Origin of the sequence: Acuticoccus sediminis (genome assembly GCF_003258595.1) — a bacterium.
Taxonomy (GTDB): domain Bacteria; phylum Pseudomonadota; class Alphaproteobacteria; order Rhizobiales; family Amorphaceae; genus Acuticoccus; species Acuticoccus sediminis.
Window position 1 is genome coordinate 116,483 of record NZ_QHHQ01000009.1, and the last position, 16,279, is coordinate 132,761.

The window sequence follows — 16,279 nt, forward strand, 5'->3', positions numbered from 1 at the left end:
GCGCCGGGTGACGGCAACGTGATCGGCGGCGGTCGCGGCCCTTTGCGCGGACCGGGAGGCGGCGGCCGATCGGCCGCGAAACGCCGACTCTGCGTCACGTGTCCCGCTGGGGATCGCCCGCGCACGTGCTAGTGTCCCGGCAAAACAAGACCAGTGGGAGGATTGCGATGTTCCTTTATCGGCAGCTCTTGGAGCGCGCGAAGGAGAGGCCGGTGCGGGTCTGCCTCATCGGCGCGGGCAAGTTCGGCTCGATGTTCCTCAGCCAGGTGCCGACGACGCCGGGGCTCGAGGTGGCGGTGATCGCGGACCTGCGCGTCGACGCGGCGAGGGCCGCCTGCCGCGCCGTCGGCTGGAGCGCCGAGACCGTCGCCGGGACGGATTTCACCGACGACAGCCTCGCCGCGCTGGCCCGGGACGACGTCGACGTGGTGATCGAGGCGACGGGCCATCCGCGCGCCGGCATCACCCACGCGAGGGCCGCGTTCGCGGCCGGCAAGCACATCGTCATGGTGAACGTGGAGGCGGACGTCCTCGCCGGCGTCGCCCTCGCCCGCGAGGCGGCCGCGGCCGGCACCGTCTACTCCATGGCCTACGGCGACCAGCCCGCCCTCGTCGCCGAGATGGTGGAGTGGGCGCGCTGCTGCGGCTTCGAGGTCGCGGCGGCCGGCAAGGGCACGAAGCACATGGCCCACTACCACCAGTCCACCCCGGACACGGTCTGGAGCCACTACAACATTACCCCCGAGGCCGCGCGCGTCGCAGGGATGAACCCCAAGATGTTCAACTCCTTCGTGGACGGCACGAAGTCGAGCATCGAGATGGCGGCGATCGCCAACGCGTGCGGCCTCGCGGTGCCGTCGGACGGCCTGCTGTTCCCGCCGGCGGGCGCGCACGACCTCGCCCACATCCTCCGTCCGAAGGCGATCGGGGGCGTCCTTGAGCGGGAGGGTGTCACCGAGGTCGTCACCTCGATGGAGCCGGACGGGCGGCAGGTCGCCGGGGACCTGCGCTGGGGCGTCTACGTCGTGGTGAAGGCGCCGAACGACTATGCGGCCGCCTGCTTCCGCCAGTACGGGATGCCGACCGACTCCACCGGCCAGTACGCCGCGATGTACCGGCCGTTCCACATGATCGGGCTGGAGCTCAACATGTCGGTGCTGCTCGCGGCGCTGGAAGGGAAGGCGACCGGCTCCGCGCGCGCCTTCACCGGCGACACGGTGGCGTGCGCCAAGCGCGACCTCGCGGCGGGCGAGACGCTGGACGGCGAGGGCGGCTACTGCGTGTGGGGCAAGGTGATCCCGGCCGAGCGGTCGCTGCGTGAGGGTGCGCTGCCGATCGGCCTCGCGCAGGACGTCACGCTGACCCGCGCCGTGAAGATGGGCGAGATCGTCGGCTGGAGCGACGTGGCCCTGAAGGACGGCGACGCGGCCGTCGCCTACCGCCGCGCGATGGAGGACGCCGAGCGACCGAAGCTCGCGGCCTGATCCACCCGGCGCGCATTCCCCCACGCGCATCTCCGGACTCGCACCCCGCCGCGCCGGTCCGGACGGCGGGACCGGGCCGCGGTTAGCGAGGACCGCCTCGGGACCTGACGGGGCGGGAGCCCATCCCGAGGCCTGATCCCGGCCCCGCCCCCGCGCGGGGCACGACGGGGAGGCGCGGCCGCCTCACGCCGCGGGCCGGGTCTTCCGGCCGGGGTCTTGCGGGAAGATCATCACCCGGTCCACCGGCCAGGTGACGTGGACCGTCTCGCCCGTCGCTGGCGGCGCGCCGGCGATGGGGAGCGTCGCCTCGATCTCGGCAGAACCGGCGGGGGCCGACGGGAGCCCCAGCCAGACCGAGGCGCGTGTGCCCTGGTAGATGGAGCGACGCACCGTCAGCGCCCAGCCGGCGTCGGTTTCGCACCGGCATGCGTCCTCCGGCCGGAGGGCGACGGTCACGCGCTCGCCCTGCGAAAGCGGGACGGCGGCCTCGATCGCGCAGTCGGGAAAGTCGTCGAGCCGGAGCCGCCCGTCGCCCTCCGCCATGGCCGGAAAGAGGTTCGACACGCCCATGAAGGCCGCCACGAACGGCGTCGCTGGCCGGCGGAACACCTCTTGCGGGCTGCCGAACTGCTCGATGGCGCCGTCGTTCATCACGGCGATGCGGTCGCTCAGCGCCATCGCCTCGGCCTGGTCGTGGGTCACGAAGACCGACGTGATTCCGAGGCGCTGGGTCAGGTCGCGAATTTCCACCTGCATCGCCTCGCGCAGGTTGCGGTCGAGCGCGCTGAGCGGCTCGTCGAGCAGCATGACCGGCGGCTCGATCACGAACGCCCGGGCGAGCGCCACCCGCTGCTGCTGGCCGCCGGACAGCTGCTGCGGGAGCTTGTCCCGGTGGGCCGAGAGCCGGACGAGGTCGAGCGCGCGCGTCGTCCGCTCGGCGATGTCGCGACGGGGCACGCCCCGCATCCTCAGGCCGAAGGCGACGTTCTCCGTCACCGTGCGGTGCGGGAACAGGGCGAGGCTCTGGAAGACGAAGCCGATGCCGCGCCGATTGACCGGCACGCGGCTGACGTCCCTGGCTCCGAGGCGGATGCTGCCGGCGTCCGGCGCCTCGATGCCCGCGATGAGCTTGAGCGTCGTCGTCTTGCCGCAGCCGGAGGGGCCGAGCAGCGTGAGGAAGTCGCCGGAATTCAGCGAGAGGTCGATGTCGCGAACGGCGACGTGGCTGCCGTAGCGCTTGCGCAGGTTGAGGAGTGCGAGGTCGGCCATGGGGACTCAACTTGTCGACAGGACGCGCCGGAGACCGGCGATCCGTTCGAGGATCAGGGACAGCGCCAGCATGACGAGGATGATGATGGTCGAGATGGCCGCGACCGACGGGTCGAAGTTGTATTCGAGGTAGGACATGATCGCGAGCGGCAGCGTCGTCGTGTCGGCGCTGACGAGGAACACCGAGACCGGCACGTTGTCGAACGACATGACGAAGGCGAAGAGCGCGCCGGCGATGATGCCGGGCCGGATCAGGGGCAGCGTGATCTCGAAGAAGATGCGCGCGCGGCTGGCGCCCAGCGTTTCGGCGGCGCTCGCCAGCGCGGGGTCGAGCCGCTGCAGCGAGATGAGCACGGTGCGGACCGAGTAGGGCAGCGTCAGCAGGACGTGCGCCAGGAGGAGGCGCGGCCACGCTCCGCGCGGGCCGAATTCGGAGAAACTCGTCAGCAGCGCGATGCCGATGACCACGCCCGGGACGATGAGGGGCGACAGCAGGATGAGCTCGAGCGCCTGCCGGCCGCGGAACTCGGCGGAGGCGAGGCCCATGGCGGAGAGGACGCCGAGCACGCTGCTGCCGACCGCGGCGGCGATGCCGAGGAGGATCGAGGTCGTCAGGCCGCCGGTGAACAGCGCCTTGGAGAGCGCCTCCCCGTACCAGCGCAGCGAGAACCCCTGCGGCGGGAACGTGACGATGTCGCCGCTGCTGAACGAGGCGGCGACCACCACGATCAGCGGGCACAAGAGGAAGGCGTAGATCGCCGTCACCAGGAGAGCGAAGAGGACGCGTGTCACGGGTGCGGTGCTCCCGTCTCTCGGCCGGCGCGACGTTCGCGCCGGACAGACGGCAGCAGCCCCGCGGCCTGCGTCATGAGGACGACGCCGACCAGAGATGCGACCGAGAGGACGGCGGCGAGCGCGGCGCCGAGAGGCCAGTTGAAGCCGGACATGAACTGTCCGTAGATCAGCGTGGTCATGACCTGCGAGCCGGTGCCGCCGAGAAGCTGCGGAGTGACGAACGCGGTCATGCAGAGCGTGAAGACGAGCGTCGCGCCGCCCAGAATGCCGGGAAACGAGAGCGGCAGCAGGACTTCGACGATCGCCCTCAGGCGGGAGGCGGAGAGGGTCTCGGCCGCCTTCAGGAGGGTCGGGTCGATCCGCTCCATCGCGGCGAGGATGGAGAGCACCATGAACGGCATCTGCACGTGGATGAGGCCGATGACGACCGCGGGCATGCCGTAGAGGAGATGGAGCGGGGCGTCGGTGAGGCCGAGGCCGATGAGCAGGCGGTTGAGGAGGCCGCTGTCGCCGAGCAGGACCATCCAGCCGTAGGCGCGCACGACGAGGCTGATGAGGAGCGGTGCCACGACGAGAAGGACGAGAACGCCCTTCCAGCGCTTCGGGGCCGACCACAGGAAGTAGGCGAGCGGAAAGCCGAGGGCGGCGCAGGCCGCGGTCACCGCGAAGGCGACGAGCAGCGTCCGCCCGAGGATGCGCAAGTGGAAGAGGTCGCCGAGCGCGCGGCCGTAGCTGGCGAGCGTGAAGCCCGGGTCGACGGAGAGCCGGCCCGGCAGGATCTGGTGGAAGCTCAGCTCGAAGAGCCGCGCCAGGGAACCTCCCAGCAGGACCGCGACGAGCAGCAGCGCCGGCGCCAGCAGTATCAGTCGCAGATGCCAGGGGAGGGCCGACTGCCTCATGCAGCGGTCTTCGCCGGCGCCAGCGCGGATTCGATCCGGTCGATCGGGCAGACCTCCGCGAAATAGAGACCCATCACCTCCAGCGAGGCGTCGTGCAGGTGGCGCATGCGCCCGCGCGCCCCGCAGGCATCGCTCGCCACGACGACGAAATAGTCCCTGAGCGCCGCATCGCGCACCGTCGATTCGACGCAGCACTGGGTGGCGACGCCGCCGACGATGAGCGTGCGGATCCCGTTGGAGCGGAGCATCAGTTCCAGCCGCGTGTCCACGAAGCCGGAGAAGCGGCGCTTCACGACTTCCCATTCCCCCTCGACGGGCGCCACCTCGGGCAGGATGCGCGCACCGCTGGTTCCCGGGCGGCAACAGCTCATGCCGTCGACGTCCGCGCTGGCGAAGATGCTGACGGGCGAGGCGTCCGCCTCGCCGTACTCGGCGCGCAGGTGGATCACCTGAAGGCCGGCCGCGCGCGCGATGCCGAGGAGGCGCTGGCAGCCCTTCACGGCGCGCGCGATGTCGGAGAGATCCTCGGCGTTGCGCCCCATCACGCCTTCGGTGGCGCAGAAGTCTTCCTGGAGATCGATGAGCAGGAGCGCCGTGTGGGCCGGATCGATCCGGTCGGCGAGCGTCCCGGGGATCCGCGCCGCCTTCGCCGCGATGGAGAGGTCGGCGCCCGGGCCGTTGGCGGCCAGCCAGAGCCCGGCGATGGCGGCGGCGGGGCGCACTTCGCCGAAGGCCTGGCCGATCTTGTGGAGCGAGGCGCGGTGGCGCTCGGGCGAGGCCTCGGTCATCGCGTCCTCCGCAGCCACGACGTAGTAGTCGCGGAAGAAGGCGTCGCGCAGGCTCGATTCCACGCAGCCGCTGGTCACGACTCCGGCGAACACCACGGTCCGGATGCCGTTGGCGCGCAGGTAGAGGTCGATCTCGGTGCCCTGGAAGACGCTGAAGCGATGCTTCGTGACGACGATGTCCGCCGCCCGCTCGGGATCGGGCGACAGGCCGTCGTACCAGTCCGCGCCCCAGCTTCCCTCCGGGCACTGGCCGTCGCTGAAGCCTCTCCGGGCGTAGGTCTCGGCGAGCGGGGCGCCCAGCACCTCGGGGTCGTAGGTCGCGCGGACGTAGAAGGTCACGATGCCGCGGTCGCGGGCGCTGTCACGCAGCCGACGCGCCTCGCGGGCCATCGCCGGCATCATCGAAAGGTCGCTGCCGATGCGGCCGAACGCGCCGTCGGGGTGGCAGAAGTCGTTCTGGATGTCGATCAGCACCAGCGCGGTGTGCGCCGGGTCGAGCCGCTCGACGTCGTCGAGCGACCGGGTCCTGTCGTCGAGAGAGATCAACTGGTGATCTCCCGGTTCCAGCGGTCCTGCCACTCGCCGATGCGGGGCACGATGCCGAACCAGTCGAGCTGCTTCAGGCTGGACAGCGGCGGGACGCGCTCGGCGGCCTGGCCCGTCAGCACGGCGGTCGTGTTGACCGGCCCGTACTGCATCATGTTGCAGAAGGCTTCCTGCGCCTCCTTCGAGATCGCGTAGTTGATGAACGCCTTGCAGACCTCGGGATCCCGCGCGTTGGTCGGGATGTGGTAGGAGACCATGGCGGCCGAGGCGCCCTCGCTCGGCGCGACCCACTTCATCGGCACGCCCTTGTCGGCAAGGCCCCAGCTGCGACCGTCGAACCAGGCGGCGACCGCCACCTCGCCGCGCTCCAGGAGCTGGGTGGCCTCGGGGTTGGACTTGTAGAACTTGCGCACCCGGGGCTTGAGCTCCTTCAGCGCCTCGAAGCCGGGGTCGATGTTCTCGATCGAGCCGCCGTGTGCGATCGCGGCCATCACGAGCAGCTGGTAGCCGCCCGACGCGGTGATGTCGGGCAGCGTGATCTTGCCGGCATATTCCTCGTTCCAGAGGTCCTTCCACGACGTCGGCTCGGTTTCGACCATGTCGGTGCGGTAGCCGATGCCGAAGGAGGCGTAGTCGAGGCCGACGCCCATCTTGCGGAAGCCGTCATACCAGGGGGCGGCGATCTCGGTGAGGTTGGGGATGTCGTCCGGCGTCAGCTCGATGCAGAGGCCCTCGTTGATCGCCTGGATGTTCTGCGGGTAGGGCAGCCAGAGGAGGTCGATCTCCGGATTGTTCCGGTTGATCACGGCATTGGTGAGCCACTCGGAGCCGTTGCCGTACTTGAGCGTCACCTCGACTCCGGTCTCCGCAGTGAACGGCTCGACGATCGACTTGCGGTAGGCGTCCTCGAAGCTGCCGCCGAAGATGCAGGAGACGATGCTCTTGCCCTGCGCCGTCGCCCATTTCGGCATCGACAGCCCCAATGCAATGCCGCCGGATCCGGCCAGAAATCCGCGCCGCGAGACCATTGGAGCGCTAAGGCGCTTCATGCCGCTGCCGCTCATGAGAGACTCCATGTCGAGGGTTGAGGGACGCTGTTTCGCGCTAGTGTAGCGTTACACTAACCCAATTTGACCGATTTTCGGCGTCTCACAAGCCTCCGGCCGGCGTTTGCAGTCAAAACGGACACAACGCTCAGCGATTGAGCGGTCTAGGCTCGCCGTGTGGAATTTCCGGGCAGGAGTTGCACCGGGAGCGTGATCTCCGGTGCGGCGAACGAGCCTGTTTGCAATCGAGCCAACAGGCTCTCGGCGCCGGCGACGCCGAGCTGGTAGGCGGCGGAGGCGACCGACGTCAGCGTCGGTTGCTGAAGGTCGCGGGGGTCGAAGCCGTTGAACCCCGTGACGCGGATGTCGTCCGGGACCGTCAGCCCGTTCTTGGCGACCGTGTTGAGGACGGCGATGGCGATCCGGTCGTTGGTGCCGAGGATGGCGTCCGGCCGGGGGGCGCTCGCGAGCCTCCGGTCGAGCGCTGTGGCGACCGCGAGGCCCGATTCGTCCCCGCAGGGAAGGAGCTCGACCCGCGCGTCCGGCACCTTCGCGATGGCGTCGCGCATCCCCCGCACGCGCTCGTCGACGGAGTACCAGGACTGGGCCGGCAGGGCGATGACGATGGTCCGGGCGCCGGACTGCAGGACATCCTCGGCGATCATGCGGCCGCCCTCCCGGTCCATCTGCCGGATGACGCAGCAATCGGACAGGTCCCGGCGCGGGCGCTCCTGGAATAGGACGATCGGGACCCCGAGAGACCCGAAGGACTCGATCGCCCGGTCGCGCTCGTCCTCCTTGCCGGAGAGGAGGAGGCACAGCCCGTCGGCCTGGGCGTAGCGCTCGCTGTGCGCCTGCGTCATCTGGTCGGGCTGGATGCCCTGGAGGGTGAGCGACTGCCCTTCAGCGGACAGGCGGTTGCACAGCCCGGCGACGAGATGGGCGGTGAACGGCGCGCCCATGAAGGCGGGCGAATTGTCCATCACGACGATCGCCACCGTGACCCCGCGGGAGAACCGCAGGTCCCGCGCGGCCTTGTTCGGCCGGTAGTTGAGGTGGCGGATGGCATCCTCGATGCGATGGCGCGTTTCGGGTCGCAGGCGCTGGGCGGTCCCGTTCACGACCATCGAGACGCTGGTCCGCGAGACCTCCGCCTGGCGTGCCACGTCGTCGAGTGTCGGCGCTCGGCGCGGCCGGACCGCTTGCATCGTCTTCTTCGTCAAGGGTGGGCTTCCGTTGGCAGTTGAGGGCGTCGACCACCGGGCGCGGTTGAACGGGTCAACGTTGCACGCGATGGCAAAGGATACCTCAACACGAGGAGGTCATTGGCCCTTTGCGGGACAGGAAACGCTTGCCCGCGGCCGTCGCGGGGATCACAGTGAGGGCCGGTACCGCCATGGCGAGCACCGTCCGGTGCACCGACCGAAGCGCCCTGTCACCTCCCGATTCCGGCCATAGCTCGATCGCGACCCCGGCACATCCCGCGCTGCGATGATGCGAGCGACCAGCACGAGACCCCTCCATGGACCAACCCCTCTCCGATGCGACTGAACTCGGCCTCCGGACCGATCTCGCCGCCGCCTACCGCCTGCTGGCACACTACGGCTTGGACGACACGATCTACACGCACACGTCCGTCCGCCTTCCGGGCGCGTCGCACCGATTCCTCATCAACCCCTACGGCATGACGTTCGACGAGATCCGGGCCAGCGACCTCGTGGTGGTGGACCCGGACGGCTATTCGGTCGACGGCGCGGACGACGTGAACCCGGCCGGCTTCACCATCCACAGCGCGATCCACATGGCGCGCGAGGACGCGATCTGTGTCATGCACACGCACACGCTCGCGGGGATGGCCGTCGCGGCGCTCCAGGGCGAGCTCCTGATGGTCAACCAGATGAGCATGGAGTTCTACGGCCGCCTCGCCTACCACGCCTACGAAGGCATCGCGCTCGACCTCTCGGAGCGCGAGCGGCTCCAGGCCGACCTCGGCGACAAGCCGGCCATGATACTGAAAAACCACGGACTTCTCACCGTGGGTCGGACCGTCGCGGAGGCCTTCTACTACATGTACTACCTGGAGATGGCCTGCCGCATCCAGATCGAGGCGCAGACGACCGGTGCGCCGCTCTCGCTCCCGTCGGACGAGACCGTCCGGCATGCGGCCCAACAGTTTTCATCGAAGTCGGTGAAGGGGACGCGGATGTGGCCGGCGATGCTTCGCAAACTGGACCGGATCGACAGCAGCTACCGGGACTGAGGGTTGTCGCATCCGCCGGGCCGGTCCCGGTCCCTCAGGTCGCGAATGTCGCGGTGCGGCTCCATGGCACTGAAATTGCTGAATGATTCGAACTGCCCCGAGTTGATGTCGGAGCAGCCTGGTCCGCCGTGCGGGGGTCCTCGTGAATCTTCGGCAAATCGAGGTGTTTTGTGCAGTCATGCGATGCCGCACGGTGGTGGCGGCGTCGCACGAGCTCGGTATCAGCCAGCCGGCCGTCAGCAACTCGATCAAGCATCTGGAGGCGCAGCTCGGATTTCCGCTGTTCGAGCGTGTGTCCAACCGGCTCGTGCCGACGAACGACGCCCGCACGCTCTACAGTGATGCCGAGCCGGTCGAGGCGATGGCCCGCGCCCTCGCCTCGCGCGTCTCCGACATGCGGACGCTGCGCCGCGGAAGCCTCCGTGTGCTGACGACGCAGGCCGTCGGCCGCTCGCTCGTCGCCCGCGCCGTCGCCCGCTTCGCCCAGCGCGGAAACGACCTCTACGTCTACTTCGATCAGCGCCGCATGGAGAGCATGATCGAGGGGCTGGAGGCGGGGTTCGCGGACCTCGGCTTCGGCGTCGCGCCGGCGCCGCGCCCGGGCATGACGATCGTCCCGGTCGCCTACGGCAAGATGATGGTCGCCCTGCCGAAGGGCCATCATCTCCTGTCGCAGTCCTACGTCAGTGCGGCGGACCTCGACGGGGAGCGGATCATCGGCCTCGATCCGACGAGCCGGATCGGCATGATCGTGCGCAAGGCGTTCCAGGAGGAGGGGGTCGACTACGCCTGCAGCCTGGAGGTGCGGCACTGCACCAGCGCCTGCATGCTGGTGGAGGAGGGACTCGGCGTCGCTGTCGTCGACGCCTTCTCCGCCTCGGACACCATCGGCTGGAACATCGAGGTCCGGCCGTTCACGCCCGAGGTGGAGCTGTCGGCGTGCGCGCTCTACGTCACCTCGCGGCCGCTGTCGCGGCTCGCGAAGCGCTTCCTTTCCGACATCAGGCAGATCGACGTGGCGCCGCCGCCGCTGGCCGAGGCGCCCGGCTCACCCGAGGCGGGCGACGAGCGCCTTCGCCGCCGCCGCCGCATCGCCTAGCACGTCGCGCTCGGCGACGGTCCGGATCACGCGATCGCGCATCACGACCACGCCGTCGACGATGGTCGTCGAGACATCGCTCGACTTCATCGAATGCACGAGCTGGACGACGACGTCGTGGGTCGGCGTCGTGTGGGCCATCGCCTCGACGTCGAAGAGGGCGAGATCGGCGCGCTTGCCGACTTCGATACTGCCGACGAGGTGATCGAGGCCGATCGCGGCCGCGCCCTCGATGGTCGCCATGCGGATGGCCCGCTGCGGGCTGATCGCTTCCGGCTCGACCGGGTGGGTGCGTTGCAGCAGGCGGGTGATGCGCAGGACGTCGAGCACCCCTTGCGCGTTGTTGTTGGCCGCCCCGTCCGTGCCGAACGAGACGCGGCAGCCGGCGTGCATGTAGTCGCTCACCGGCGCGTTGCGGTCGCCGCAGAAGAGGTTGCTGAACGGGTTGTGGGAGATCGCGGTGTTGGTCTCGCCGAGATGGTCCACCTCGCCCGGCGCCACCTGCACCGCGTGCACGGCGAGGAAGTTCGGGCCCAGCGCGTCCAGCGAATGCAGCCACTCGACGACGCCGTCGTACCCGTAGTGGGTGCGGACCGACTCGACCGCGCCCTTGTACTCGGCGGTGTGGGCGCTGCAGCGGATGCCGTGCTCGCGGGCGAAGTCGCGCGTCGCGATCACCGCCTTGTCGCTGGCGTTGACGCCTGGCGTGTTCGGTCCGGTCATGATGGTGACGCGGCCGGCGTCGTGCTCCTCGCGGTATTTCTCGAGCAACGCGGCGACGGCGCGGATGCCGTCCTCCGGTGTCTCCTTCACTTCCGTGGGGATGCCGGTGCCCATGTCCATCACCGTGCGCGCCAGCCCGGCGCGAACGCCGACGGCGCGCATACCCTCGATGGTCTCCTCGGCGAGCTCGGGGATGCGGTTGAGGAAGTGGTGGTCCACCAGCGTGGTGGTGCCGTTGCGCACCGCCTCCAGGCTGCCGAGCATGGCCGACAGGCGGCTGTCCTCGGGGCGCATCTCGACGCCCGAGCGGTAGATGTAGTCGAGGTAGATGCCGAGGGGACGCTCCTCGTAGACGCCGCGGAACAGCGTCTGGAAGAGGTGCACATGGGTGTTGACGAGCCCCGGCATCAGGAGGCGCCCGGTCCCGTCGATCACCTCCTCCCCGTCCTCCGGCGCGAGGGGCTCGGCGGACACGGCGACGATCTCGCCGTCGCGCACCCGCACCCAGCCGGGCTCGAGGATGGTGAACTCGGTGTCGACCGTGAGGACGGTCGCGCCGGCGATCAGGAGGTCGGTGCGCTGCATCTCAGTAGCCCCGGCGCAGGACGTCGCGGCAGAGCTGCTCGAACTCGCGGTCGGTCACCCAGTTCGGGTAGGTGTTGCGCTGGCGAAGGAGGTCCTCCAGCGCGAAGATGATGTGCTCGACCGAGCCGTCGGTGACGGTGGCGTTGTCGATGCCCATCGCGCCGAGCTTGGAGCGGACGCTGCCGGTGTTGATGGTGCCGGGCGCCCAGACCACCGTCTCGACGTTGCCGACGGCGCGCGGGTCGATCGGGAACTTGGCGTGGATGCGCTCCTCGTAGGGGATGTGCGCCTCGGCGGCCCAGTAGGCACCGTCGATCATGAAGCCGTTGTCGCCGGTGACGGGGCTGTGCAGCGGGCCGTTGAAGCCGGTGCGCTCGCGCACGAGGTGCGAGACCTCCGTCAGGCGGTCGAGCTTGACCCCCGCATCGACGCCGTAGAGCGCTGCGAGCGCGGTGACGATCTCGGCCATCTGGATGTGCCCGCAGTGGTGGCCGATGCCGTTCATGCACACGTCCGCCGCGCTGGCGCCGGCGGCGAGCGAGGCGATCGCGGTCATGGTCGCGTTGCCGTAGAAGTTGGAAAGGTGGATGTAGAGCGGCGGTGCGTCCGGCACGTCGCGGCGCAGGGCCGAGTAGAACGCCTTGGCGCCCTCCGGCGTGAGCGCGAAGCGGAAGTAGCTGTCGTGGAAGCTCTGGCTGCGGCAGCCGAGCGCGACGCCGGCCCGCACGATGTCCACCACCTCCTTGTAGGCGTAGGCCTCCGCGAAGCCGTGGCTGACGCCGCGGTTGCTCTCGCGCACCGGATCGGCGAGGCGGCTGAAGTGATCCGCGTCGTTGGCGGACTCGAAGCAGATCTCGTCGCAGCCGGCGGCGATGCCGTCCTTCGCCCAGGTCTCGGCCATCGGATGGCGGGCACGGAAGGTACCGACGACGCGGGCGGAGAGGTTCTTCTCGGCCAGCCCCTCGGCGACGGTGAAGCCGTCCTTCCAGGAGAGGTTCACGATGAGTTCGCGCACGCCGATGTCCGACAGGGCCGCGCCGATCTCGATCATGTCCGATGCGGTGTGCAGACTTCCGGAGACGCCGGACTGAAGCGACCGGATCGTACTGTCGACGATGTATGTCTCGGGCGCGAAGTTGAGCTGCGCCTTCGCCTCCGGAACATCGTTGAACTCGAACTTGTCAGCGATCAGCATGGAACGACCCTTGTTGTGACAGGTGCTTAGCGGAGGGAGGCGGCGTCCGAGACGGCGTTGAAGAGCCAGTCGGTGAGGACGGTGGTTCCGGCCATGAAGTCGTCGATCTCCATGGCCTCGTCCGGGTTGTGGCTGCCGTTGGCGTTGCGCAGGAGGATCATCGCCGTCGGCACGCCCGCGGCGGCGAAGGCGGCCGCGTCGTGGGACCCGGGGCTGCCGAGGAGGATCGACGGGACGTCCTGCCGCCGGGCGCTCTCGGTCAGCGCCGCGATGAGCTCCGGCGCCATGGTGCCGACCGGCACGCCCGTGCGTGGCCCGAGGTCGATCCTGACGCCACGCCGCGCCTCGATCTCCGCGAGGGCGTCGAGGAGGTCGGCCTCGAGGCTGGCGAGCTGGGCCTCGTCGTAGCATCGCACGTCGAGGCTGAAGCGGACCTCGCCCGGGACGTGCGTGAGGCTGTGCTGCTCCGGGTCGGTGAAGAACTGGCCGATGGTGACGGCCATCGGCCGGCCGGCGGCCTCGTTCGCCTGCCAGACGTCGTCGAGGTAGCTGGCGACGTCGACCGCGCCCGTCACGGCGTCCCGGCGGAAGCGGCGGGGGAGGCCGACGTGGTTGTATTCGCCGATCACCCGGGCGTTGGGATAGCGGAAGTTTCCGGGCACGGCGGTGCAGACCGCCATCGGCAGCCCGTCGACCAGGAGGCTCGGCGCCTGCTCGATATGGAGCTCGGCGTAGGCGGCGACCGACTCCGGCGCAAGCGAGGCGTCCCCGCGCGCGACGCACTCCGGGTCGGCGCCGCATTCGCGCATCTGGTCGGCGAGGGTGCGGCCGGTATCGACGCGGGTCGCGTCCAGCGCGGACGTTGGCAGCGTTCCCAGCGCGGCGCGGCTGCCGAGGTAGGAGACGCGGAACCACATGCTCTCCTCGGCGCGGATCGCCATGGTGGTGAGGTCGCACGTCGCCTCGACGCCGAGGGAGCGCAGGGCACGCATCGCGGTGAGGCCGGCGACGACGCCGGCGGCGCCGTCGAAGTTGCCGCCATGGGGCACGCTGTCGAGGTGGGAGCCGATGACGATGCGCGGGGCGGCGCGGTCGCGGCCGGGGAGCGTCGCGAAGGAGTTGGCGGCGAAGTCGGTCGAGACCTCGAACCCGCACTCGCGGGCGACGAGGGCGAACTGCCGGTGGGCCTTGTTCTCGCCCTCGCCGTAGGGGTCGCGGGTGACGCCGGGCTCGTCGATCGACAGGGCGCGGAGATCGTCGAACAGGCCGGCGGCGAAGTCGCGCTGCGCGGCGACGGCTTCGGCGATGGCGGGGGAGTCGTTCATGATGCGCTCGCTCACTCAAACCTCGAATGTGAGCCGTCGGAATGCTGCACGAGGGGGGCCGAATTTCGACCCATGTGCGTCTGCATCCTGAGTAGAGCCGCAACCGGACGGCAGGCGACCTCGAAAGGGCGGGCCAACTATAATGCCGAATTATAGACGGCCGTCCTGGGTTGCGGATGCAGAAGAAACGAAGAAGAAATTTGACGCCGTAAAACTGAAAGCGTTCGCGAATCTTTTCGAAAGTCTTCCGCGAGAATCGGAATAGATTGCTTAAAATCGTATACAATCAGTGAAATATGACGAGATATACGAAACGAAATCGATAAAAATGCCTAACGAAGCGCGCGAAGCGCAGCGGCTTCAACTGAAGTAATCAAACCATGGAAGCGTGAGAATTTGATGCCTACTGCAACGGCAGGGTGGTGGCGTCGGCCGTTGCATCGCCTTGCAGCCGTTTCTGTGCCCGCTCTATGGTCATGGTCACAAAGCAGGCAGACGGCATTCCTTCTCAATCTCGACCGAGGAGGCGCCACGTCCGAGGACAGACCATGTTGTCCGTGACCACCGACATGCGCCCAGGCGATCCCACCCGGTTCGAGCGACCGGCGCACATCAGTGAAAGCGAGTGGGCCGTGCGCGTCGACCTTGCGGCCGCGTACCGCCTCATCGCCCGCCATGGCATGTCCGATCTCGTCCAGACGCACATTTCCGCCCGCGTCCCCGGGCGGCCCGGCAACTTCCTGATCAACCGCTTCGGGATGCTCTTCTCCGAGATCACCGCCTCCTCGCTCCTCGAGATCGACTCCGAGGGCCGGCCGGTCGATCCGGAGGTGAAGCGCATCAACTACGCGGGCTTCGTCATCCACGGCGCGATCCACGAGACGCGGCCCGACGTCTTCTGCGTCATGCACGCCCACACCGAGGCCGGCATCGCCGTATCGGCGCTGGAGGAGGGGCTGCTGCCGATGTCGCAGTGGGCCATGCTCTTCTATAACCGCCTCGGCTACCACGGATACGAGGGCGTCGCCCTCGAGCTCGGCGAGCGCGAGCGTATCGTCGCCGACATGGGCGCGCACTGGGCGATGCTGATGTGCAACCACGGCCTGCTGACCGCAGGCCGCTCCATCGCCCACGCGTTCTACCTCATGTACTACCTCGACCGCGCCTGCCGCGTGCAGCTGAAGGCGCAGGCCAGCGGCGGACGGATCGTCATTCCCGATCCGGACACCTGCGAGAAGGCCGCCCGCCAGTTCGAGGACGACCCTGTGCCCATGGGCGAGCGCGAGTGGCCCGCCCTCCTGCGTGAACTCGATCTGATCGATCCCAGCTACCGCACCTGATCCCTGCCGCCAGCCAAATTCGGAGCGTTCCATGCGAGCCTTCTCGGCCTTGCGTCGTGCCGTCGTGCGCGCCGCCACTGTTACCGCGGTCGTGACCGCGCTTCCGTTCGCCGCCGCAGCGGACGACCTTTCCGGCGGAGTCGTGCCGGAGGGCATCGTACTCGTCGGCACCAGCCTCACCCTGGCGCCCTACTCGTTCATCAACGAGAAGGGCGAGAGCGTCGGCTTCGAGCTCGACATCCTGAAGGCGGTCGGCGAGCGCCTCGGCATCACCTTCAACTTCGTGCGCGTCCCGTTCTCGCAGAACTTCACCGCGCTCCAGGCGGGCGTGTTCCGCATGAGCGCCGCCTCGGCGTTCATGACCTGCGAGCGGCTCGCCAACCCCGGCGGCGTCGGCGTCTTCACGGTCCCGACCTATTCGGCCGGGCAGGCCATCTCGACCGGACCCGATCTTGCCGACAAGGTGTCCGGGTTCGACGATCTCGCCGGCAAGAAGGTGGGCATCGAGTCGGTCGGCTCGACGGCCGACAAGGTGGTGACGGCCGCGATCGAGAACGGCGCCGACATCGAGAAGGTGGTCTTTTCCGACAACCCGTCCCTCTTCCTCGGCCTCGAGCAGGGACGCGTCGACGCGGCGGTCCAGAGCGAGTTCATCGCGGCCTGGCAGACGAAGGGCAACCCGAACGTCGCCATCGCCCATCGCATCCGCGAGACGTACTTCCCCGTCGGCTACCTCTTCCGCGAGGGTGATCCCCTCTATCCGGAGTTCAACCGCGTCCTCGACGAGCTGAAGGACGAGGGCGTGCTGGCGGACATCTACCGCACCTGGTTCGGCACCGACCCGGACCCGTCGAGCCCGACGGTCAACGTCGTGCCGGTCCCGACGCTCGAAAGCCAGAACTGCCCGTCCTGACGGTTCCCGCCG

General features: G+C 69.0%; 14 protein-coding genes. 5 read left to right on the forward strand and 9 right to left on the reverse strand.

Annotated features, from left to right (window positions below; genetic code table 11):
* Positions 1 to 167: 167 nt before the first annotated feature.
* Positions 168 to 1,484, forward strand: a complete 1,317-nt coding sequence (locus DLJ53_RS29450) for an NAD(P)H-dependent oxidoreductase (RefSeq protein ID WP_111351837.1) — start codon at positions 168 to 170, stop codon at positions 1,482 to 1,484.
* 183 nt (positions 1,485 to 1,667) lie between these two features.
* On the opposite strand, the gene DLJ53_RS29455 is transcribed toward DLJ53_RS29450, so the two are convergent.
* From DLJ53_RS29455 to DLJ53_RS29480, 6 genes are all read right to left on the reverse strand, one after another.
* The gene (locus DLJ53_RS29455; protein WP_111351839.1) at positions 1,668 to 2,753 is read right to left on the reverse strand and encodes an ABC transporter ATP-binding protein; all 1,086 of its coding nucleotides are present in this window, start codon (positions 2,751 to 2,753) and stop codon (positions 1,668 to 1,670) included.
* A gap of 6 nt (positions 2,754 to 2,759) precedes the next feature.
* Positions 2,760 to 3,545 (reverse strand): ABC transporter permease, encoded by a 786-nt coding sequence (locus DLJ53_RS29460; protein ID WP_111351841.1) that lies wholly within the window; start codon positions 3,543 to 3,545, stop codon positions 2,760 to 2,762.
* Positions 3,542 to 4,447, reverse strand: coding sequence for an ABC transporter permease (locus tag DLJ53_RS29465; RefSeq protein ID WP_111351842.1), 906 nt, complete (start codon positions 4,445 to 4,447; stop codon positions 3,542 to 3,544). The genes DLJ53_RS29460 and DLJ53_RS29465 overlap by 4 nt, the downstream gene beginning before the upstream one ends.
* Positions 4,444 to 5,781, reverse strand: a complete 1,338-nt coding sequence (locus tag DLJ53_RS29470) for a cysteine hydrolase family protein (RefSeq protein WP_162409677.1) — start codon at positions 5,779 to 5,781, stop codon at positions 4,444 to 4,446. Before DLJ53_RS29470 ends, DLJ53_RS29465 begins: the two co-directional genes overlap by 4 nt.
* Positions 5,778 to 6,845, reverse strand: coding sequence for an ABC transporter substrate-binding protein (locus DLJ53_RS29475; RefSeq protein WP_162409679.1), 1,068 nt, complete (start codon positions 6,843 to 6,845; stop codon positions 5,778 to 5,780). Before DLJ53_RS29475 ends, DLJ53_RS29470 begins: the two co-directional genes overlap by 4 nt.
* Before the next feature lie 146 nt (positions 6,846 to 6,991).
* Positions 6,992 to 8,050 (reverse strand): LacI family DNA-binding transcriptional regulator, encoded by a 1,059-nt coding sequence (locus tag DLJ53_RS29480; RefSeq protein WP_111351847.1) that lies wholly within the window; start codon positions 8,048 to 8,050, stop codon positions 6,992 to 6,994.
* Between the two features lie 299 nt (positions 8,051 to 8,349).
* On the opposite strand from DLJ53_RS29480, the gene DLJ53_RS29485 reads away from it, so the two are divergent.
* Together DLJ53_RS29485 and DLJ53_RS29490 are read left to right on the forward strand one after the other, a co-directional pair.
* Entirely contained in the window at positions 8,350 to 9,087 is a 738-nt protein-coding gene (locus DLJ53_RS29485; RefSeq protein ID WP_111351849.1) for a class II aldolase/adducin family protein, read from the forward strand.
* 142 nt (positions 9,088 to 9,229) lie between these two features.
* The gene (locus DLJ53_RS29490) at positions 9,230 to 10,186 is read left to right on the forward strand and encodes a LysR family transcriptional regulator (RefSeq protein WP_226582382.1); all 957 of its coding nucleotides are present in this window, start codon (positions 9,230 to 9,232) and stop codon (positions 10,184 to 10,186) included.
* Here DLJ53_RS29490 and DLJ53_RS29495 read toward each other — a convergent pair.
* From DLJ53_RS29495 to DLJ53_RS29505, 3 genes are read right to left on the reverse strand one after another with little or no spacing between them, the layout of a single operon-like run.
* The gene (locus DLJ53_RS29495; protein WP_111351852.1) at positions 10,136 to 11,494 is read right to left on the reverse strand and encodes an amidohydrolase family protein; all 1,359 of its coding nucleotides are present in this window, start codon (positions 11,492 to 11,494) and stop codon (positions 10,136 to 10,138) included. The two genes, DLJ53_RS29490 and DLJ53_RS29495, sit on opposite strands and share 51 nt — an antisense overlap.
* Position 11,495: 1 nt before the next feature.
* Entirely contained in the window at positions 11,496 to 12,689 is a 1,194-nt protein-coding gene (locus DLJ53_RS29500) for a hypothetical protein (RefSeq protein WP_111351853.1), read from the reverse strand.
* A 26-nt stretch (positions 12,690 to 12,715) separates the two neighbouring features.
* Positions 12,716 to 14,029 carry a hydantoinase/carbamoylase family amidase gene (locus DLJ53_RS29505; protein WP_202913421.1) on the reverse strand — a complete coding sequence of 438 codons (1,314 nt, stop codon included), beginning with the start codon at positions 14,027 to 14,029 and terminating at the stop codon, positions 12,716 to 12,718.
* 533 nt (positions 14,030 to 14,562) lie between these two features.
* Between DLJ53_RS29505 and DLJ53_RS29510 the strand changes: the two genes are divergently transcribed.
* Positions 14,563 to 15,354: a class II aldolase/adducin family protein gene (locus DLJ53_RS29510; protein ID WP_244935190.1), complete on the forward strand. Its 792-nt coding sequence runs from the start codon at positions 14,563 to 14,565 to the stop codon at positions 15,352 to 15,354.
* 31 nt (positions 15,355 to 15,385) lie between these two features.
* Positions 15,386 to 16,267, forward strand: a complete 882-nt coding sequence (locus DLJ53_RS29515; protein ID WP_111351855.1) for a substrate-binding periplasmic protein — start codon at positions 15,386 to 15,388, stop codon at positions 16,265 to 16,267.
* The last annotated feature ends 12 nt before the right edge of the window (positions 16,268 to 16,279 follow it).

Coding starts and splice junctions, on each gene's coding strand:
- DLJ53_RS29450 (WP_111351837.1), top strand. CDS start 168: ATGTTCCTTTATCGGCAGCTCTTGGAGCGCGCGAAGGAGAGGCCGGTG.
- DLJ53_RS29455 (WP_111351839.1), bottom strand. CDS start 2,753: ATGGCCGACCTCGCACTCCTCAACCTGCGCAAGCGCTACGGCAGCCAC.
- DLJ53_RS29465 (WP_111351842.1), bottom strand. CDS start 4,447: ATGAGGCAGTCGGCCCTCCCCTGGCATCTGCGACTGATACTGCTGGCG.
- DLJ53_RS29475 (WP_162409679.1), bottom strand. CDS start 6,845: ATGAGCGGCAGCGGCATGAAGCGCCTTAGCGCTCCAATGGTCTCGCGG.
- DLJ53_RS29485 (WP_111351849.1), top strand. CDS start 8,350: ATGGACCAACCCCTCTCCGATGCGACTGAACTCGGCCTCCGGACCGAT.
- DLJ53_RS29495 (WP_111351852.1), bottom strand. CDS start 11,494: ATGCAGCGCACCGACCTCCTGATCGCCGGCGCGACCGTCCTCACGGTC.
- DLJ53_RS29500 (WP_111351853.1), bottom strand. CDS start 12,689: ATGCTGATCGCTGACAAGTTCGAGTTCAACGATGTTCCGGAGGCGAAG.
- DLJ53_RS29510 (WP_244935190.1), top strand. CDS start 14,563: ATGTTGTCCGTGACCACCGACATGCGCCCAGGCGATCCCACCCGGTTC.
- DLJ53_RS29515 (WP_111351855.1), top strand. CDS start 15,386: ATGCGAGCCTTCTCGGCCTTGCGTCGTGCCGTCGTGCGCGCCGCCACT.